This is a genomic window from Sporosarcina ureae, assembly GCF_002101375.1.
Lineage (GTDB): Bacteria > Bacillota > Bacilli > Bacillales_A > Planococcaceae > Sporosarcina > Sporosarcina ureae_B.
The window spans coordinates 962244-982503 of sequence record NZ_CP015207.1; the positions used below are offsets into that span (position 1 = coordinate 962244).

At 43.8% G+C, this 20260-nt stretch carries 20 protein-coding genes and 1 riboswitch; of the genes, 2 read left to right on the top strand and 18 right to left on the bottom strand.

The features are described 5' to 3' along the window. Positions 1 to 30: 30 nt before the first annotated feature. The 16 genes from sufB to SporoP8_RS04840 form a co-directional block, all read right to left on the bottom strand. Positions 31 to 1428, bottom strand: a complete 1398-nt coding sequence (gene sufB / locus SporoP8_RS04765; protein WP_085131456.1) for a Fe-S cluster assembly protein SufB — start codon at positions 1426 to 1428, stop codon at positions 31 to 33. Between the two features lie 42 nt (positions 1429 to 1470). Next, positions 1471 to 1908, bottom strand: coding sequence for a Fe-S cluster assembly sulfur transfer protein SufU (sufU, locus tag SporoP8_RS04770; protein WP_085131457.1), 438 nt, complete (start codon positions 1906 to 1908; stop codon positions 1471 to 1473). Beyond that, positions 1898 to 3127, bottom strand: a complete 1230-nt coding sequence (locus SporoP8_RS04775; RefSeq protein ID WP_085131458.1) for a cysteine desulfurase — start codon at positions 3125 to 3127, stop codon at positions 1898 to 1900. Before SporoP8_RS04775 ends, sufU begins: the two co-directional genes overlap by 11 nt. Further along, positions 3127 to 4434 carry a Fe-S cluster assembly protein SufD gene (sufD, locus tag SporoP8_RS04780; protein WP_085131459.1) on the bottom strand — a complete coding sequence of 436 codons (1308 nt, stop codon included), beginning with the start codon at positions 4432 to 4434 and terminating at the stop codon, positions 3127 to 3129. The genes SporoP8_RS04775 and sufD overlap by 1 nt, the downstream gene beginning before the upstream one ends. 18 nt (positions 4435 to 4452) lie before the next feature. Further along, positions 4453 to 5232 (bottom strand): Fe-S cluster assembly ATPase SufC, encoded by a 780-nt coding sequence (gene sufC, locus SporoP8_RS04785; protein ID WP_085131460.1) that lies wholly within the window; start codon positions 5230 to 5232, stop codon positions 4453 to 4455. A gap of 267 nt (positions 5233 to 5499) precedes the next feature. After that, the gene (locus SporoP8_RS04790) at positions 5500 to 6681 is read right to left on the bottom strand and encodes a dicarboxylate/amino acid:cation symporter (protein ID WP_085131461.1); all 1182 of its coding nucleotides are present in this window, start codon (positions 6679 to 6681) and stop codon (positions 5500 to 5502) included. A gap of 465 nt (positions 6682 to 7146) precedes the next feature. Beyond that, positions 7147 to 7998, bottom strand: a complete 852-nt coding sequence (locus SporoP8_RS04795) for a MetQ/NlpA family ABC transporter substrate-binding protein (RefSeq protein ID WP_085131462.1) — start codon at positions 7996 to 7998, stop codon at positions 7147 to 7149. Between the two features lie 65 nt (positions 7999 to 8063). Further along, complete coding sequence (locus SporoP8_RS04800) at positions 8064 to 8732, bottom strand: methionine ABC transporter permease (protein WP_085131463.1); 669 nt, start codon at positions 8730 to 8732, stop codon at positions 8064 to 8066. After that, positions 8725 to 9750 carry a methionine ABC transporter ATP-binding protein gene (locus SporoP8_RS04805; RefSeq protein WP_085131464.1) on the bottom strand — a complete coding sequence of 342 codons (1026 nt, stop codon included), beginning with the start codon at positions 9748 to 9750 and terminating at the stop codon, positions 8725 to 8727. Before SporoP8_RS04805 ends, SporoP8_RS04800 begins: the two co-directional genes overlap by 8 nt. Before the next feature lie 275 nt (positions 9751 to 10025). Further along, positions 10026 to 10131, bottom strand: a riboswitch (SAM riboswitch). Positions 10132 to 10180: 49 nt separating this feature from the next. After that, on the bottom strand, positions 10181 to 10480 hold the full coding sequence (locus SporoP8_RS04810) for a thioredoxin family protein (RefSeq protein ID WP_085131465.1): 300 nt from the start codon (positions 10478 to 10480) through the stop codon (positions 10181 to 10183). Continuing rightward, the gene (locus SporoP8_RS04815) at positions 10473 to 10826 is read right to left on the bottom strand and encodes a toprim domain-containing protein (RefSeq protein WP_085131466.1); all 354 of its coding nucleotides are present in this window, start codon (positions 10824 to 10826) and stop codon (positions 10473 to 10475) included. Before SporoP8_RS04815 ends, SporoP8_RS04810 begins: the two co-directional genes overlap by 8 nt. Positions 10827 to 10888: 62 nt before the next feature. Beyond that, positions 10889 to 11269: a glycine cleavage system protein GcvH gene (gene gcvH, locus SporoP8_RS04820; RefSeq protein WP_085131467.1), complete on the bottom strand. Its 381-nt coding sequence runs from the start codon at positions 11267 to 11269 to the stop codon at positions 10889 to 10891. A gap of 76 nt (positions 11270 to 11345) precedes the next feature. Further along, positions 11346 to 11705 carry an arsenate reductase family protein gene (locus SporoP8_RS04825; RefSeq protein WP_085131468.1) on the bottom strand — a complete coding sequence of 120 codons (360 nt, stop codon included), beginning with the start codon at positions 11703 to 11705 and terminating at the stop codon, positions 11346 to 11348. Between the two features lie 901 nt (positions 11706 to 12606). Continuing rightward, positions 12607 to 14406 (bottom strand): acyl-CoA dehydrogenase family protein, encoded by a 1800-nt coding sequence (locus SporoP8_RS04830; protein ID WP_420066734.1) that lies wholly within the window; start codon positions 14404 to 14406, stop codon positions 12607 to 12609. A gap of 31 nt (positions 14407 to 14437) precedes the next feature. Continuing rightward, entirely contained in the window at positions 14438 to 15613 is a 1176-nt protein-coding gene (locus SporoP8_RS04835; protein WP_085131469.1) for an acetyl-CoA C-acetyltransferase, read from the bottom strand. Positions 15614 to 15640: 27 nt separating this feature from the next. After that, positions 15641 to 18025: a 3-hydroxyacyl-CoA dehydrogenase/enoyl-CoA hydratase family protein gene (locus SporoP8_RS04840; RefSeq protein ID WP_085131470.1), complete on the bottom strand. Its 2385-nt coding sequence runs from the start codon at positions 18023 to 18025 to the stop codon at positions 15641 to 15643. A gap of 207 nt (positions 18026 to 18232) precedes the next feature. Between SporoP8_RS04840 and SporoP8_RS04845 the strand changes: the two genes are divergently transcribed. Further along, positions 18233 to 18553, top strand: coding sequence for a thioredoxin family protein (locus tag SporoP8_RS04845; protein WP_085131471.1), 321 nt, complete (start codon positions 18233 to 18235; stop codon positions 18551 to 18553). Between the two features lie 26 nt (positions 18554 to 18579). On the opposite strand, the gene SporoP8_RS04850 is transcribed toward SporoP8_RS04845, so the two are convergent. Further along, a complete protein-coding gene (locus SporoP8_RS04850; protein ID WP_085131472.1) occupies positions 18580 to 18762 on the bottom strand; it encodes a hypothetical protein in 183 nt (60 codons plus the stop codon). Between the two features lie 51 nt (positions 18763 to 18813). Between SporoP8_RS04850 and SporoP8_RS04855 the strand changes: the two genes are divergently transcribed. Then, the gene (locus SporoP8_RS04855) at positions 18814 to 19329 is read left to right on the top strand and encodes a C39 family peptidase (protein ID WP_085131473.1); all 516 of its coding nucleotides are present in this window, start codon (positions 18814 to 18816) and stop codon (positions 19327 to 19329) included. Here the strand turns inward: SporoP8_RS04855 and SporoP8_RS04860 are convergent. Continuing rightward, positions 19318 to 20205 (bottom strand): 5'-3' exonuclease, encoded by an 888-nt coding sequence (locus SporoP8_RS04860; protein ID WP_085131474.1) that lies wholly within the window; start codon positions 20203 to 20205, stop codon positions 19318 to 19320. The two genes, SporoP8_RS04855 and SporoP8_RS04860, sit on opposite strands and share 12 nt — an antisense overlap. Positions 20206 to 20260: the final 55 nt, after the last annotated feature.

Genomic DNA, 20260 nt, shown 5'->3' on the forward strand with positions numbered 1-20260 from the left:
AATATCGCATAAACGTTGAGTTAACAACCCTTACCCAATACTACCTTCCATTTCGAACTTGATCAGACGGTTCATCTCTACCGCATATTCCATCGGTAGCTCTTTTGTGAATGGCTCGATGAAGCCCATAACGATCATTTCTGTTGCTTCCAATTCAGGAATACCGCGGCTCATCAAATAGAAGAGCTGCTCTTCAGAAACTTTCGATACTTTTGCTTCGTGTTCCAATGAAATATTGTTATTCAAGATTTCATTGTATGGAATTGTATCTGAAGTAGATAGTTTATCCATGATCAACGTATCACACTCAATGTTGGCACGAGCTCCGTCCGCATTACGTCCGAAGTGGACAATTCCGCGATACGTTACTTTTCCGCCGTGTTGAGAGATGGATTTTGAAACAATAGTAGAAGACGTGTTAGGTGCCAAGTGCATCATTTTCGCGCCGGCATCCTGGTGCTGTCCTTTACCTGCTAATGCGATCGATAGCGTCATACCACGTGAGCCTTCACCTTTTAGGATGACTGCTGGGTATTTCATCGTCAATTTAGAACCAATGTTGCCATCAATCCATTCCATTGTCGCATTTTCTTCACATACTGCACGCTTCGTTACCAAGTTGTAGACGTTGTTCGCCCAGTTTTGGATCGTTGTGTAACGGCAATATGCATCTTTTTTGATGATGATTTCAACAACCGCACTGTGTAGTGAGTTAGTTGTGTAAACAGGTGCTGTACACCCTTCTACGTAGTGAACGCTTGCGCCTTCGTCTACGATGATCATCGTACGCTCGAACTGTCCCATGTTTTCCGAGTTAATACGGAAATAGGCTTGTAGCGGTGTTTCTACTTTTACGCCAGGTGGTACATAGATAAATGATCCACCAGACCATACAGCAGAGTTTAACGCTGAGAATTTATTGTCTGAGTTCGGTATTACCGTACCCCAATATTGTTTGAACAACTCTTCGTTTTCACGAAGTGCAGAATCCGTGTCTTTAAAGACAATTCCTAGATCAGTTAGTTCTTCTTTCATATTGTGGTAAACCACTTCAGATTCATACTGTGCAGATACACCTGCCAAGTATTTTTGTTCCGCTTCAGGAATACCTAGTTTATCAAACGTACGCTTGATCTCTTCAGGTACTTCATCCCAAGAAGTTTCTGCACCTTCAGATGGTTTTACGTAGTACGTGATTTCATCAAACTTCAATGAATTCAAGTCTCCGCCCCATTGTGGCATTGGCTTACTATAGAAAATCTCAAGAGATTTCAAACGGTAATCCAACATCCATTGTGGTTCTTCCTTCATTGAAGAAATTTCTTCCACTATCTCACGCGTTAATCCACGCTCTGAACGGAACACAGAAACGTCTTTGTCATGGAAACCGTATTTGTAATCGCCGATTTCCGGCATTTGTTTTGCCATTATTATTCCTCCGTTCCATAATTGCTCGTACTATGGCCAAGGTCATTGCGACTCGCCAGAGACTCCCTTTTCCATCGCCTTCCAGCTCAATGTTGCACATTTAATGCGGGCAGGGAATTGCGCGACACCCGATAATGCTTCTAGGTCGTCGAGGTCAATCGACTCGTCCAACTCTTTGCCTAACATCATGTCTGAAAAAGTATGTGCTAACTTAACTGCTTCTTCAGTTGTTTTACCTTTGATCATCTGTGTCATCATAGAAGCGGATGCCATGGAAATGGAACATCCTTCCCCTTCAAACTTGACGTCTTTGACGATGTCATCTTCTACGTTCATCGTTAAACGGATGACGTCACCGCAAGTCGGATTATTCATGTCAATCGTGACATTACCATTCTCCAAAACGCCTTTGTTTTTCGGGTGTTTATAATGCTCCATGATTACAGATCGATAAAGTTGATCTAGTTTGTTAGTAGACATCGTTAAAATACTCCTTTGTTGTGCGAAGTCCTTCCACGAGGCGATCTACGTCATCAGTGGTGTTGTAAAGATAGAAGCTGGCACGCGCTGTTGAAGAAACTTCTAACCATTTCATCAATGGTTGTGCACAGTGATGACCGGCACGAACAGCTATACCATTCATATCGAGTACAGTTGCAACATCATGAGGATGGACATCATTCAAGTTGAATGTGACCAATCCTGCACGTTGATCGGGATCTCTTGGTCCATAAATGGTCAAGCCGTCGATTTCAGACATTTTATCCATAGCATAACCAGCTAGTTCGTGTTCATGCTGTTCGATTGCATCCAAACCGATTTCTTCCAAGAAGTCGATAGCTGCACCGAGTCCAATAGCTCCTGCAATAATAGGTGTACCACCTTCGAATTTCCAAGGCAATTCTTTCCATGTGGATTCGTATAGCCCGACAAAATCAATCATTTCGCCGCCGAATTCAATAGGTTCCATATTATTGAGTAAATCCTTTTTACCGTAGAGGACACCGATACCGGTAGGTCCACACATTTTGTGTCCGGAAAATGCAAGGAAGTCGCAATCTAGATTCTGTACATCTATTTTTAAATGTGGAGCTGCTTGTGCAGCGTCCACACACATCACTGCACCGTGTTGATGGGCAATTTTTGTGATTTCTTCGATTGGATTCATCGTGCCGAGAACGTTGGAAACATACATGATAGAAACAATTTTCGTTTTATCGGTAATCGTTTCCCGTACTTTATCAAGTGATAACGTACCGTCTTCTTCTAAATCAATATATTTTAACACTGCGCCAGTTTCTTTAGCGAGCTGCTGCCACGGAATGATATTGGAGTGGTGCTCCATATGTGTAATGACGATTTCGTCACCTTCCGAGACATTGGCACGGCCATAACTTTGCGCAACCGTGTTAATAGCTGTTGTTGTACCGCGCATGAAGATGACTTCTTGCGTGGATTTAGCATTAATGAATTTACGGACTTTCTCACGAGCACCTTCATACCCATCTGTCGCACGATTTCCAAGTGTATGCACCCCACGGTGAACATTGGAATTATCAAAGCGATAATAGCGATCTAGTGCCTCAATTACTTGCACAGGCTTTTGTGAAGTCGCAGCGCTATCCAAGTAGACAAGTGGATGTCCATTGACTTCTTGGTCTAATATAGGGAAATGATTGCGGATGTCTTTGCTGAGCATTAGCGCACTTTCCTTTCAATAACCTCCGTCAATTGTTTTCTAACTCCTGCGATTGGCAATTTGCTAACAACTGGAGCTAAGAAACCATGAATGATGAGGCGTTCTGCTTCTTCTTGTGTAATACCACGGCTCATTAGATAGAACATTTGTAGTGGATCTACACGTCCTACTGAAGCGGCGTGACCTGCCGTTACATCATTTTCATCAATGAGCAAAATCGGGTTCGCGTCTCCACGTCCTCTTTCACCTAACATGAGAATACGGGACTCTTGTACCGCGTTGGAACGAGTTGCCCCTTTTGCGATTCGGCCGATTCCGTTAAAGATAGCAGATGAGTTTTCTTTCATAACACCGTGCTTCAAGATGAAACCATCTGTATCAAGGCCCCAGTGGACGATTTCAGATGTGAAGTTTTGTTTCTGGCTACCGCGTCCAACCACAACGGATTTCATATCACTAGATGAGCCGTCACCGACTAAATGCGTGATGTTTTCAGAAATCGTATTGCTGTCGTTCATTAATCCAAGCGCCCACTCAATACGTGCGTGAGGTCCAGTAACACCGCGACGGTTGACATAAGTTGTCATACCTTCCGCTAATACGTCGACTGATCCGTAGACAATTTTCGCATTGGCCATAGCAAATACTTCAGCTACGATGTTTGCTTGTGTTGCTGCATGCTCCATAGTAGAAAGATAGCTTTCTACGTATGTTACTTGACTGTTTTCTTCTGCCACGATTACTACGTGGTTGAACAGTGATGCTTCTTCATTATCATGAATGAAAAGGACTTGTAATGGATCTTCGATTACTACGTTTTTAGGAACGTAGACGAATACTCCACCGTTGATCAACGCTGCGTGAAGAGCTGTTAACTTATGCTCATCCACTTTCACACCGTCAGTCATCAAGTATTTCTGTAACAGTTCACTGTGTTCACGTGATGCTGTAAAGATATCCGTCAAAATAACGCCTTGCGACTTCAAATCTTCAGACAATGAAAGGTATGCAGGTGTGTTATTGTGCTGCACGTAAATATTTTGTTGTTGTTCGTCATCGATTAATGCTTTCGCTTCAGTTGGCAATTCTTCCAATCCTGCGAAAATCGAGCTCTCAACTGTATGTGAAGGGAATTCTGTGAAATTCCATTTTGTAATTTTAGTTTTATCTGGTCTTGGCATTTCGAGCACTTCAGCTTTTGCTAGAGCGTTCGAACGAAAATCTGCCATCCAAGCAGCTTCCTCCACTTTTGCGGAATAAGAGCGGACGTCTTGTTCGGTCAATGCCAATGTTGTTTCAACCGTCATTTTGAGTCGTCCCCTTTCTTATGCTTCTTGTCCAACAGTTTCGTCTTCGATACCTAGTTCATCTTTGATCCAGTCATAACCTTCAACTTCAAGTTTCTTAGCTAATTCAGAACCACCCGTTTTCACGATTCTACCTTGCATGATGATATGCACTTTATCCGGCGTGATATAGTCTAACAAACGTTGGTAGTGAGTGATGATCAAGCAACCAAAACCTTCGCCGCGCATTTGGTTGATTCCGTTAGAAACAATTTTCAATGCGTCGATATCCAGACCTGAGTCAATTTCGTCAAGTACTGCAAACTTCGGTTTCAACATCATAAGTTGGAGAATTTCATTACGCTTTTTCTCTCCACCTGAGAAACCTTCGTTTAAATAACGAGTTGCCATATCTTCATCCATTTCAAGAACTTCCATCTTGCTATCCATTTCACGAATAAATTTCATCAAAGAAATCTCATCGCCTTCTTCACGACGTGCGTTCACTCCAGAACGAAGGAAATCTGCGTTTGTTACGCCAGTGATTTCACTTGGATATTGCATAGCTAGGAATAGACCGGCTCTCGCACGCTCATCTACTTCCATCGCCAATACGTCTTCTCCATCAAGAGTAACTGATCCGGATGTAACTTCATATTTCGGGTGACCCATGATTGCTGATGCAAGCGTAGATTTCCCCGTACCATTTGGCCCCATGATTGCATGGATCTCATTTGTATTTATTGTTAAGGTAACACCTTTTAAGATTTCTTTGTCCTCAATTCGGACATGAAGATCTTTAATTTCCAAAATTGCCATTCCAATACCTCCAGTATAATCGCGTTGAATGGTTATTATCCATTCTCTATTTAGTATCATTCTAATCTTAACCCATATTCGAGTGGGTTGCAAATCTTTAAGAATCATTACACATATTGACTAATTTCATTGCAACCACGCGGATGAGTATATTTTTCACGATATTTATTTTTCATTTGACAACTAGTGAATGAGAATCAATCAGATCTTAGTACATAAGAAGTAGACAGCAAAAAAGCCGGTCAAGTAACCGACTTTTCTACTACTCTATACTTTTTTAGTGAAACGGTCGACGATCATCGCAAGCGCCCCGTCACCTGTAACGTTTGTTGCTGTTCCGAAACTATCTTGCGCTAAATACAACGCGATCATCAATGCTACCATGCTCTCATTGAAGCCGAGCATGCTCGTAAGGAGCCCGGTTGCCGCAACGACTGCGCCACCCGGTACACCAGGAGCGGCAATCATCGTAACACCTAGCATAAAGATGAATTGTAAATACGAACCAAAACTTACATCAAACCCGTTCATCAGCATAACCCCGATAGAACAGGAAACAATCGTAATCGTACTACCCGATAAATGGATCGTCGCGAACAACGGCACCGCGAAATCCGTTACACGTTCTGAAGCACCCGTCTTTTTCGCTTGACGCAACGTAACCGGAATCGTTGCAGCAGAAGATTGTGTTCCGATAGCCGTCAAATACGCAGGTAGCATCGTTTTCATTAACACGAACGGATTCCGTTTGTTCAATGCACCCGCCACTGTGTACTGGAATGTTAGCATGGTTAAATGAAGAATGATGATCATGATGAAAACAAATACAAAGACTGAAAGCACATTCGCTACTTCACCTGTATATGTCATATTCAGGAAAATCCCAAAAATATGGAAAGGTAGTAATGGAATAATGACGACAGAAATGACTTTGTTGATAATTAAATTAAATTCATCGAAGAACGACATCATCGTCTTCCCTTTAATCGCTGCCATTCCAATGCCAAGCACAAATGCCAATAGCAAAGCGGTCATGATCCCCATCATTGGGTCCATTTCCATTTCGAAGAACGCTACTCCAGCTTCACGCGCGCCTTCTGCAATGTCCGTCTTCGTCGTGGGTTGAATGAAGTTCGGCAAAATATTCGTTGCTGCGAAATACGCAAGCAATCCCGCGATCACCGTAGATCCATACGCAAATGCAGCAGACATTCCTAGCAATTTCCCGGAACCTGCTCCAAGCTTTGCAATACTTGGTGCGATAAACGCAATGATAATCAGTGGAACGATAAAGTTCAAGAATCCACCGAATAACATATTAAATGTAGCTGCTAAGCGAACGAACCAATGCGCAAATCCTTCATGGATCATCGGCAATACTAAACCAAGTCCGATCGCCAGCCCAATGGCGATTAGAATTCGCCAAATGAGCCCTAATTTAAACTTCACAATACGTCCTCCTCAAATACACATATGTATTACTCAAACAAAATCAACTTTATCACAAGTCGATAGAATAAAGAAGATTTTGTTTGAATTTATTTGATGTTTTTCTAGTCAGTTGTGAGGAAGTGGATCTAGTGGAGTTGTTTGGAAGTTGGATGGTCTGCGGTAGTGGGGAATGTTACTACTTGTTGAGCGGGGATTGTGTGGGATTGAACGGATAACTCTACACATTGAGCGGGAAACGCGCTGGATAGAGCGGATAACTCTACACATTGAGCGGGGCACGCGCGGGATTGAGCGGATCACGCCACTCATTGAGCGAGTCACACGCGGGATTGAGCGGATAGCCGCACTCATTGAGCGGGTCACACGCAGGATTGAGCGGATACACCCCCCCATAGAGCAAATCTCCCATCATATATACAAATAAAAAACCGGTAGCTGCGATAGCTACCGGCATTCATGGTTTTATTTCACGGGAACAACGGATCCAGACCATTCTTTCAAAATGAAATCTTGAATTTGCTCTGAAGTCAATACTTCTACTAATGCTTTGATTGCATCGCTGTCTTCATTACCGCTCTTTACAGCAATTACGTTAACATATGGAGACTCTTTATCTTCCAATGCGATCGAGTCTTCCATTGGATTCAAACCTGCATCGATTGCGAAGTTGGAGTTGATTAATAATGCGTCGCCTTCATCGTTATTATACAACTGAGGCATTAGCGCTGCTTCGTAATTCGCATCAAACTCCAAGTTCTTTGGATTTTCTACGATATCGCCTACTTCAGCTTTCACTTTTTCCACGTCATCCGCTAGCTTGATCAATCCTTTTTCTTCAAGCATAGCAAGTACTCGACCGTGATCTGCAACAGAGTTACTGATTAAGATCGTCGCTCCGTCTGGAAGTTCTTCCAATGAGTCATATTTCTTAGAATACACACCGATTGGCTCGATGTGGATCGCGCCTGCATTGACGAAATCATAACCGAAATCGGCAATTTGGCTCTCTAGATAAGGAATGTGTTGGAAATAGTTCGCATCCAGTGTGCCTTCGTCCAAATCTTTGTTTGGCAGTACATAATCTGTGTAACTTTCAATTGTTAAATCATAGCCTTTTTCAGCTAATAATGGCTTAGCTTCTTCCAAAATTACAGCGTGTGGTGTGTTAGATGCGCCGACTACCAATGACGTTTTCTCGCCTTTTTCTGCTCCATCTGATGCTGCATTATCTTTACTACCTTCGTCTTTCGTTCCGCAAGCTGCCAATGCAAGCACTAGTACGGCTGCGAATAGACCGAATAAAAACTTCTTCATATCCACATTTCTCCCTCTCCATTATGGAATATTTCTATGGTTAACAGGTCTCCCTGAAAATCCTATTATCGCTTGTCCAAACGTTTTGCGATGAAATCACCGATAAATTGAATGATAAACACGATAATCAATACCAAAATCGTTGCCATTATAGTTACATCTTCGCGGCTGCGCTGGAACCCTTCCAAATACGCGAGTGTACCTAGACCACCTGCACCGATCACTCCCGCCATTGCCGTATATCCGACAAGTGCAATCGAGGTTACGGTAATTCCCGAGACTAGTGCCGGCATGGATTCAGGTAACAATACTTTGAAAATGATCGTCGACGTCTTAGCCCCCATTGAGCGCGCTGCTTCGATAACCCCTTTATCGATTTCCTGCAATGCAATCAATACCATACGGCCATAAAACGGAGCGGCACCGATAATCAATGCGGGCAAGGCGGCATTCGGTCCACGCATACTGTCGAATAATAATTTCGTAAGAGGAATCAATAAAATAATCAAAATGATAAACGGAATCGATCGGAAAATATTCACGAATGCGCCTGTAAAGACATGGGTTATTTTATTTGACCATAACTGACCAGGACTTGTTAAAAACAACAACAAACCAAGTGCGATACCGAAGACAAATGTAAAGAACGTGGAGTAGGCAGACATATAAAGTGTCTCACCGGTTGCTTCCCACATTTTATCCCAATTCACGTTCGGGAACCATTGCTCAATCATGGATCAGCACCTCCGTCTTCACTTCATTGGCATCCAAGAAAGCAATGGCTTCCTCTATAATCGCCGCGTCTCCTACTAGTTGCAAGACGAGTGTGCCGTATGCGCCGTCACGTGTCGTTGAAATATTTCCTTGCACGATGTTGACGTCGATTGGGAATTTGCGGATCAACTCCGCAAGTACTGGCTGCTCTGTACGTTCACCAATGAAAGCTAGCTTGATCAACTTGCCATCAGGTGATTCTTGCTGTAAATGCGCCATCGCTGCGTCCGTATCACCGGTATCGGTCACCTGTGAAATGAAGCGCTTGGTAATTTCCGCTTGTGGAGATTGGAAGACATCCAGTACATTGCCGATTTCTACGACTTTCCCCGCTTCCATGACCGCCACGCGATGACAGATCTTGCGGATGACATGCATTTCATGCGTAATCAACACAATCGTTAGTCCAAGACGTTCATTAATGTCCGTCAATAAATCAAGAATCGCATTCGTCGTCTCAGGATCGAGTGCGGACGTTGCTTCATCACAAAGTAAGACTTCCGGATCATTTGCAAGCGCTCGCGCAATGCCGACACGTTGCTTCTGACCACCTGATAACTGCGATGGATATGCCTGTTCACGACCTGTCAATCCAACGAGATCGATCAATTCCTTCACTTTTTGCTTACGTGCCGATTTCTTCACGCCAGCAATTTCTAGAGGAAACATGATATTTTCTTCTACCGTTCTAGACCATAGTAAGTTAAAGTGCTGGAAGATCATGCTGATTTTTTGACGCGCATTGCGCAGGCCAGCACCTTGTAATGTCGTCATTTCTTGTCCGTGAATCAGAATACTGCCCGACGTCGGTGTTTCAAGACCGTTCAATAGTCGAATTAATGTACTTTTTCCTGCTCCACTGTACCCGATGACGCCGAAAATTTCTCCTTCTTCGATGGCTACTGTCACATCATCTACCGCGACAATTTCTGAACGGTTCAATTGGTATTTTTTATGAACGTTTGTTAGTTGAATCATTTTCCGCACCACCTCATTAAGTCTTTTTAATATGTCTTTCAGAACACTACTAACGCCTGTCGTGCCTACACGGCGCTTTCCGCTTTAGTATCATCCAGCTACAAGCGCCAGGCTCTCGGGTCGTTTCAGACTTTCCAAAAAGGCAAAGAGCGCCTTTGTGGTAAGTCTTCCAACGCCTGTCGAGCCTACACGGCGCTTTCCGCTTTAGTATAAAAAAAGCCTTCCTGCAGACAAGCAGAAAGGCCGAACGTATGTAGTTATGTACGTTACCATTTCTCTCATCTATCAAAGCATTACGCTTTGAGTGATTTGGCACCATTTCACATATGTGACGGTTGCCGGGCTTCATAGGGCACTTCCCTCCGCCGCTCTTTATAAGAGTTACATATTCATTTGATTAACTACTTATACCATACATCGACTCCTATTGTCAACTGAGCTTCTCTAGCAAATACGGGACGGATTGAAAGGCGTAAATTTTTTCTATTGGCTGTCCTTTGCGCTGAATAAGTAAACAAGGAACGCTTTCTATCTCATATTCTATTGCGATAGCCTGGACATAGTTCAAATCCGCCTTTCCAATCGGTAGTTTCGGACGCATTGTCTCGATTACCGTAAGCATTTTTGAAGCGACTGCGCATGTTCCACACATCGGTGTATATAAATAAAAAGCGGCTACTTGCTCTGCCGCCTGTGTGCGTTGCCAGTCTTCAATTGTCCAATTATTCATGTGGTCCACCTGCCAAGTATTTGGAATGTACTTTAAAATTAGCAGCAGCTAAAATGCTTGCCAATAGCTTAACGGGAGTCGTTTCTACTTCGCGGTAGAGACGATCCGTATATAAATGTCTCGCTTCAGGGTACAGTTGTTTGAACAACTTACGAATGGACTCACCGGAAGCGTCCGCATCCATAAAGACGAACAGGTCCTGCTGCTCGTACGGTTCAAGCAGTTCTTCAATATGGTACGCACTGATGGTACCATTCGTACAAAGAATCTCTACAGGCTCTGCAAGGATCGGCACTAGCCGCTTACGATCCGAACCGCCTTCTACAATGAGAACTTTCGGGTCCATCTGTTTCCTCCTAGCGTATAAAAAAGCGCTGAGACGTTCCAGCGCTTTTTTCTTTTAGAATATTATTCAGCTGTCATTTCTTCATACTGCTCAGCTGTCATTAACTCATCAAGTTCAGCTTTGTTATCGATTTCAACTACTACCATCCATGCGTCTTCATATGGTGATTCGTTAACCAATTCAGGGCTATCTTCAAGGTTTTCGTTCACTTCTACCACTTTACCAGTTAATGGAGCGTACAATTCAGAAACAGTTTTCACTGATTCAACGCTTCCGAAAGGCTCGTCTGATTTTAATTGATCGCCAACCTGTGGCAGTTCAACGAATACAATATCGCCTAGTTCAGACTGTGCGAAATGTGTGATGCCGATACGGTATTTACCGTCTTCTTCTTTTACCCACTCGTGCTCTTCTGAATATCGTAAATCTTTTGGTGTGCTCATGTCGTTACCTCCAAAAATATAATAGTTTATCTACCCTTAGTTTGCCATAGTTCCTGTATAAAGACAAGAATCTAAATCACTTCTTCCACGTTTCCGTGAATGTTGTTTCATTAAATCCGACTGTCACTTTTTGGTTATCAGAAACGATTGGACGTTTGATGAGCATTCCGTCTGAAGCGAGGAGTGCGATTTTTTCATCTTCTGTCATGGTTGGTAGCTTGTCTTTCAAGTTAAGCTCACGATATATCTTGCCGCTCGTGTTGAAGAACTTTTTCATGTCAAGTCCAGAGTTCGCGATCATGTTGCGCAGCTCGTCTTCGCTTGGAGGTTGTTCGGCGATGTTCTTTTCTTCAAATGAAATCCCTTCGTCCGTAAGCCATTTCTTCGCTTTGCGGCACGTGGTACATGTCGGATAGCCGTAGTATGTCATAGTCATAATAGTCAATCCCTCCTTTTTTTCAGTATAGCAAATAAAGGTGTGTGGGTACTAGCTAAGCGCAAGAAGAATAAGCTGATACGAGGCTAGGGGTGGGAATTGGCGCTACGGAGGGGGACGCTTTCCTAGAGGGCCCGCGGTGAGCCAACCAGTCGCGTTGCTCCCTCGGTTGTCTCACCTGTCGGGCTGATCCTCTGGGAGTCGCCCCCTCCTACGCGCCAATTCCTTGCAATGTGTGCGGGTGTTACTATTTTGGGGTATTGAAGTTAGTGTTGTGATTGATGTTGAACTTCGGTACTTGAACTGAAATAAGTCAAGACCCAACAATAATTAACATACGCTCTCCAGTAAGTGATCTAAGTCCCCTCACTGTCCACGTAGGATGGAAGCGGATGTTGGGGGCGACTCCTGGAGGATCAGCGAGAGCCGTAGCGAAGGACGGCTTTTGCGAGTAAAAGCGAAGCGTTAGGAGCATGTGCTTTCACACACTACCTTGAGTAAGCCACGCCCTCCAGAAAGCGTTGCCAGCTGGAGCTTCAATCCCCTCACACTCACAAATTCCACCACCACTCTCGCTTTTGAACTTAAATAAGTTCAAAGACAACAATCATTAACACACTATCTTCAGTGATTGATCTACGTACCTCCACCATCAACGTAGGATGGAAGCGGAAGCTGGCGGCGACTCTGGGAGGATCAGCGCGAGTTCGAGACCCCGCAGGAAGCGCAGCGGACGAGGAGGCTCGGGCCGCGCCCTCCAGAAAGCGTCCGCCAGCTGGAGCTTCAATCCCCTCACACTCACAAATTCCCCCACCACCCCAATACTCTCACTCTTGAACTTAAACAAATACCAACCAAAACAAAAACGCCCCACATAGGAGGCGTTCTGTCTAAACTATACTCACACGATATACTTCTCTGCTTCGATCAGCTTCACTGAAGCCTCACGCTTCTTCGCAATCAAGTTATACGGATTATTACGAGTCAACTTACGCAAAGCCGAAATCATCATACGCTGGTTATCACCGTCGACCGCTGCAAGCAACGTCTCTTTTGCTGCCGCTTCGATACGTCCGAACGCTTCCTGACAGAAAATCTGTGTATAAAGAAGCTTCTGGTTCTCTTTCTCTTCACCATTCTTGTTGATCGCCTTCTCCGTACGAAGCACTGCAGACTCCATACCGAATAAATCATTCGCAATATCTGCGATGTTCACAAGAATCTCCTGCTCCTGATCGAGCTTCGTGCCATAACGCTGTGCTGCAAGTCCTGCAACCAAGATGCCGATCTTCTTCGCGTTCTTCACGAGCGCCTTCTCTTGAGCCAATGCTTCGTCGCCCACTTCTTCCGGCATCAGCATTAACAACTCTTCTTGCAACGCTTGTGCTTGTTGAAGCAATGGCAATTCGCCTTTCATTGCTTTCTTCAAGAATGTGCCTGGGACGATCATGCGGTTGATTTCATTTGTTCCTTCGAAGATACGGTTGATACGAGAATCACGGTAAATACGCTCTACTTCATACTCCGCCATGAAACCGTAACCGCCGTGAATTTGAACGGCTTCGTCAGAAATATAGTCCAAAACTTCTGAACCTACTACTTTATTGATAGAACATTCAATTGCGTATTCAGCAATGGAAGCCGCTACTTTTGCACCGTCTTTTTGCTCTTCCGGGCTCATCGCCGCGTTACGCTCTTCAAAGTATCCAACTGTACGATAGATCAAACTTTCTGTTGCGTACAACATAGAAGCCATCGTACCAAACTTTTCTTTCGTTAAGTTGAATGAAGAAATCGGTGTGTCGAACTGCTTACGCTGGTTAGCATATTTGATAGCCAATTCAAGTGCACGCTTCGATCCGCCGATTGTGCCTACTCCAAGCTTGTAACGACCGATGTTCAAAATGTTGAACGCGATCACGTGTCCGCGACCAATTTCACCTAATAAGTTTTCAACAGGTACTTCTGCATCTTCTAGAATCAATGTACGTGTAGATGATGATTTAATACCCATTTTCTTCTCTTCCGGTCCAACTGAAACGCCCGGGTACTCTTTTTCAACGATAAATGCTGTGAATTTGTCGCCATCTACTTTTGCGTATACTACGAAAACATCAGCAAATGCAGAGTTCGTGATCCACTGTTTTTCACCGTTCAGTATATAGTGTGTACCGGCAGCGTTTAATTTAGCAGTCGTCTTCGCGCCTAGTGCATCTGACCCTGAGCTCGGCTCTGTCAATGCATAAGCTGAGATTTTTGCTCCACTTGCAGAGTTCGGCAAGTACTTCATTTTTTGCTCATGATTACCGAATAACACAATCGGCAATGTACCGATGCCTACGTGTGCACCGTGTGTAATCGAGAAGCCGCCACCTACTGATAATTTCTCAGCAATCAACGCAGACGAAATCTTATCTAGTGCGAGACCTTCATACTCTTCTGGAATATCTGCCGCTAGAAGTCCTAAATCTCCAGCTTTCTTCAACAATGTTACGGAGTTTTCAAACTCATGGTTCTCTAGCTTTTCAATCAACGGCGTTACGTCGTTTTTTACGTACTCTTCCGTTGTTTTAGCGATCATCTTTTGCTCATCTGTAAAATCCTCTGGTGTGAAAACGCGACTAGCGTCCATGTCCTCAGTTAAAAACGCTCCACCTTTTACGAATTCCGTCATAGTAGTTCCCTCCATAGCTTTAGTCATGTAATTTCCCCCTATTTGTTTGTCTGTTTTTTTATAGAACTTCGAATACTCCAGCTGCTCCCATTCCGCCACCGATACACATCGTGACGACACCGTACTTTTTGCCTTGGCGTTTCAATTCATTAATTAATTTCAAAGTCAAAATGGTCCCTGTTGCACCTAATGGGTGACCTGATGAAATCGCTCCACCGTTGACGTTCACTTTATCCATATCCAATCCTAGTTCGCGAATAACTGCGAGTGACTGAGATGCGAATGCTTCATTGAGCTCAAACAGATCGATGTCATCAATAGATAGACCGGCTAGTTTCAATGCTTTTGGCACGGCTACAATCGGCCCAACTCCCATCACTTCTGGTGGAACGCCACCTACTGCGAATGAAAGGAATTTCGCCATTGGCTTCAAGCCGCGCTCTTCAGCCACTTCTCTATCCATTAATAAGACCATTCCCGCACCGTCAGAGGTTTGTGACGCGTTACCTGCTGTTACGGAGCCTTTCGCTGCGAATGCCGGACGTAATTTCCCCAGTACTTCAGTCGTCGTACCAGGACGCACACCTTCATCCATTTCGAATAACATAGTTTTTTCCTGATACTTGCCGTCTGCACCGACAAAACGCTTCGTTACTTCAACCGGTACAATCTCATCAACAAATTTGTCTTCTTTGATTGCAGCTTCCGTACGTTTATGTGATTCAACCGCGAACGCATCTTGATCTTCACGGGAGATACCGTACTTTTGCGCCACTTGCTCCGCTGTATGCCCCATTCCCATATAGTATTCAGGTGCTTCTTCAGCTAGTTTATAGTTCGGACGAATCGTATTGCCCATCATCGGGACCATACTCATCGATTCAACGCCACCCGCTAAAACGGCTTCTGAGTGACCTAGCATGATGCGTTCTGCCGCATAAGCGATCGACTGCAAACCGGATGAACAAAAACGGTTGATCGTTACGGCTGGAGTGGTATCCGGTAAACCTGCCAATGCGCCGATGTTACGTGCTACGTTCATTCCTTGCTCTGCTTCTGGCATTGCACAACCGATGATTAAATCGTCGATTGGCCCATCATAATTCCCTGCACGCTTCAATGTTTCCTTTATAGTCAACGCCCCTAGATCATCCGGACGGACAGTTGCCAAAGAACCTTTTCCTGCTTTTCCAATCGGTGTTCGAGCACCGGCTACAATTACTGCTTCGCGCATTCTGTTTCCTCCTTTAACTATCTCTCATCAGTTACGTAACGGCTTACCCTTGACCAGCATATGCTGCATACGCTGCTGTGATTTCGGTTCTGCCACTAAACTTAAAAATGCTTCGCGTTCTAAATCCAGTAAGTACTGCTCATCAACACGTGTACCATACGGAATCTTTCCGCCTGACAGTACATATGCAAGTTTCTTCGCAATCTTCAAATCATGTTCGCTAATGAATCCAGAACTGAACATGCCTTCAGCTGCAAGCAATAATGTCGCATACCCTGAATCGCCTGTTACAGGAACTTTCGCTCTCTTCGGCGCTACATAGCCTGCTTCATATAATGACAAAGCGGCTTGCTTCGCGTCGTAGATCAAATGATCCGGATTGACACTTATGCCGTCTGCAAAGTCGAGGAAGTTGTTCTCTCTTGCTTCTTCAGCAGATGTCGACGTTTTCGCCATGGCAATGGATTCAAATACTTTATTTGCAATATGTTGATAATCAGTAGGTACACCGTTCGGTAAACCTTTAAGGTGCTTCTGATACAAGTTGACGTTTCCGCCGCCACCTGGAATCAACCCTACGCCTACTTCAACAAGTCCTATATACGTTTCCATAGATGCTTGAATATGTGCAGCTGGAAGACAAACTTCTGCTCCGCCACCTAGCGTCATCTGGAATGGTGCCGCCACAACCGGCTTCCCGCTATATTTAATCTTCAACATTGCGTTCTGGAATGAACGGATGACAAAGTCGAGTTCAAAGATATTATCATCTTGGGCTTCCATTAAAATCATGCCAAGGTTTGCTCCGACACAGAAGTTTTTCCCTTGGTTCCCAATTACTAGCCCTTTGAAATTCTTCTCCACTTCGTCTACTGCGAAATTGATCATCTGAATGATGTCCAGACCGATCGCATTCGATTGTGAATGGAATTCCAGTAATGCTACACCATCGCCAAGGTCAATCAAGCTGGCGCCCGAGTTCTTCTTGATGACACCGTGCTTTTTCTTGTACTGCTTCAAGTTGATCGCTTTCTCATTTACTTGCACTATCTGATAGTCTGAGCCGTCGAAGTAGTACGTATCGCCATCCTCTTCTTTATAAAAAGTTTCATAGCCTTTATCGAGCAATGACTGAACAAGTTCAGGAATTTCCTTGCCTTCTTCTTTCAGCATGTCAACAGATTTCTTTACGCCGATTGCATCCCAAATTTCAAACGGCCCTTGCGTCCAGCCGAAGCCCCATTTCATTGCGTTGTCGATCGATACGATATCGTCTGCAATTTCCCCGTGAAGCTGTGCTGCATATAGCATAGTGGGTGTTAACGTATTCCACAAAATCTCGCCTGCACGATCTTTTGCATACAATAACGTCTTCATTTTATTAGCTAGTCCTTTTTGCTGTTTCGCCATTTCTATTGAAGGCGCTTTCATTTTCTGTGTAGGAACATATTCAGATGTCTTCATATCCAGTTCCATAATGTCTCGACCTTTTTTCACATAGAAGCCTTGCTTTGCTTTCGCGCCGATCCAGCCGTTATCGATCATTTTAGTTACGACATCAGGTAATTCAAATGTTTTTTGCTCTTCACCCGTTGTCTGGTCGTAGACGTTTTTCGCAACGTGCATATACGTATCCAGTCCAACAACATCTAATGTACGGAATGTCGCGGATGTCGGGCGACCAATTAATGTACCTGTGATCGAGTCGATTTCGCCGATTGTATAACCGCGTTCTAGCATTTCATGCAATGTCACTTGTAAACCATACGTACCGATTCGGTTACCGATAAAGTTTGGAGTATCCTTCGCAATAACGACTCCCTTACCTAAACGATCCTCGCCGAACACCGTCATGAACTCTACCACTTCAGGTGATGTCGCGTGTGTAGGAATAATCTCAAGCAATTTCAAGTATCTTGGAGGATTGAAGAAGTGTGTGCCAAGGAAGTGCTTCTGGAAATCTTCTGAACGTCCTTCTGTCATCGCTTCAATACTGATCCCCGATGTATTGGATGAAATGATAGTGCCTGGCTTTCGCACATTTTCAATCTTTTCATATAAACTCTTTTTAATATCCAAGTTTTCTACGACGACTTCAATGATCCAATCTACGTCTTTTAATTGATCCAAATGGTCTTCGAAGTTTCCTGGTGTAAGTAATGATAAGCTTTTCTTCGTTGTCAGAGGCGCTGGCTTTTGTTTTTGTAATTTCTCCAATGCTGTAGCCGCAAACTTATTGCGGAATTGTGGATGATCATACGTTAATCCTTGTGCCTCGTCCTCTGCACCTAATTTCGGTGGAACGATATCTAGTAAAAGTACGGGAATGCCAATATTCGCTAAGTGCGCCGCGATACCAGAACCCATAACTCCAGATCCTAAAACTGCCGCTTTTCTAATTTGATAAGTCACGTGCAATCCTCCCTTATGTTCTTTGAATGAACACTCATTCATTTATAGCGTAAAAAAAATACGCGTTGTCTATGAATCTAAGTATAGATCATTCGAAACTATTTCGCAATATTTAATTTGTATTTAATCAGACTTTTTAAAATAAGCAATTTAATACCAAACCGTCCTTATTCATTGTACACTATTTATTGAATGGAGGCGATTTAAATGAAAGAAATTAAAACGGTAACTGAGTTTGAAGAAATCATTGCGAGTGACCAACCAGTACTTGTGAAGTTTGAAGCAGACTGGTGCCCAGACTGTAAGCGTATGGATATGTTCATTGATCCAATCGTTGAAAAATACGATACATACACATGGTATGAAGCGGATCGTGACGTTATTCCTGAAATTGCTGAAAAGTATGAAGTGATGGGAATCCCAAGTCTGTTAGTCTTCCAAAATGGTGAGAAGCATGCACATCTACATAGTGCGTTTGCGAAGTCACCTGAACAAGTTACGCAGTTTTTAGACGAAGTGAAGATCTAAAGATGATATGTAAAAATGCTGAGAGCCTATAGGTTCTCAGCATTTGCTTTATAGAGCGGTTGTGTAACTTGTATGAGCGGTTGCCACGCGTGATAGAGCGCATAACTGGATGGATAGAGCGAATATGCTACAACTATGAGCGCTCGGCCCGCTACATAGAGCGCATTACCAACGGGATTGAGCGGGTACACAGCAATTATGAGCGCCACACATTGCCCCCTCATCAACCAACAACATTTCCTAGAAAGGAGAAGTTCTACATGTCCAAATACATAGAAGTGAAAGGCAAATCCCAATATGACCACGACATTGAACCTAGCTACCGTCCGTCGGCTTGCGGACCTGTTACAGCGTATGTTTTGCTGCGCCATTTCTTCCCTTATGAACCAACTCCTTCTATTAATGAGTTGTATCGAACATTAGGTAGTACGAAGATTGGTTTGCCTACTTGGCGCTTTGTTCGTAGGCTGAACCAAATGGTCGGCTCGCAGTGGAATGTGAAAATTTGTACTGTACAGCAGGCTATGGAGCAAATCGATGAAGACCGTCCCGTTGCGTTAAAATTTGATAAGTGGTTCAAGTTCAAATGGCGTAGTCGATTTTCATTCGATTATCATTGGGTCGTGATGGTTGGGTATGAATACGTAGAGAATCAACTGCATGTACTCGTTCATGACCACGGTGGCAGAAATTGTGCGAGCCGTGTACGCTCCATCCCCTATGGGCCAAATAAACTGATTTTGACGTTTGTTAAAATCGAACCATTAAAACGGTGAAACAGGTAGTCCTTGTTTTGCAATCATGGAATATCCGAGTTCTTCCATCACTTTTGCTGTTTCTGCAGTGAACTCCGGAATGATCAATTCTTCTAGAGGATCGTCGAGTGTAATTTCACAATGAATCGTTGCGAGATCCTTTGAAATCATTAACATTTCCTCTTCTGCATTCAGTTTCTTTTGTACTCCTGCTGTTAATTTTTCTCTCGCCGCGAGCACACCATCGACCGAACCGTACTCCTGTATGAGCTTCAATGCCGTCTTCGGCCCAATCCCTTTCACTCCTGGATAGCCGTCACTAGAATCGCCAGTGAATGCTTTCATATCAATGAATTGCTTAGGAGTAATTCCATACTCTTCTATAAAACGAGCTTCTGTGTATTCATCATACTGCGTGAAGCCTTTTTTCGTCAGCGCAATCGACACATCGGGCTGTAGTAACTGAAGTAAGTCTTTATCTCCCGATACCACTGTCAATTTCGCTTCGTCTTTCCACGTTTCAATCAGCGAACCAATCAGATCATCCGCTTCCATATTCTTGATCCCATAACTTTTCCACCCTAGTGTTTCCGATACTTCCCGTGCCATATCAAATTGGGGAATTAATTCCGGCGCTGGTGCAGGACGATGTGCTTTATAGTCTGCGAATAATTCATTACGGAATGTTTTGGATCCCATATCCCAACACACCGCTAAATGTGTCGGTTGGAAAATTGAGATGGCACTCATCGTATGCCGCGCGAATCCTTGTACGCCATTCGTTGGTACATCCAATGCATTGCGGAAAAACTGCCCGCTATGTGCCGTCGCAAAAAATGAACGGAATAACAAAGCCATTCCATCCACTACTAAAATATGCGGTTTATTTTCATTCATTCTAATCCACTTCCTTTGTTAATAGTTTAGCACAGCTGTCGTACGAAGAGATAAT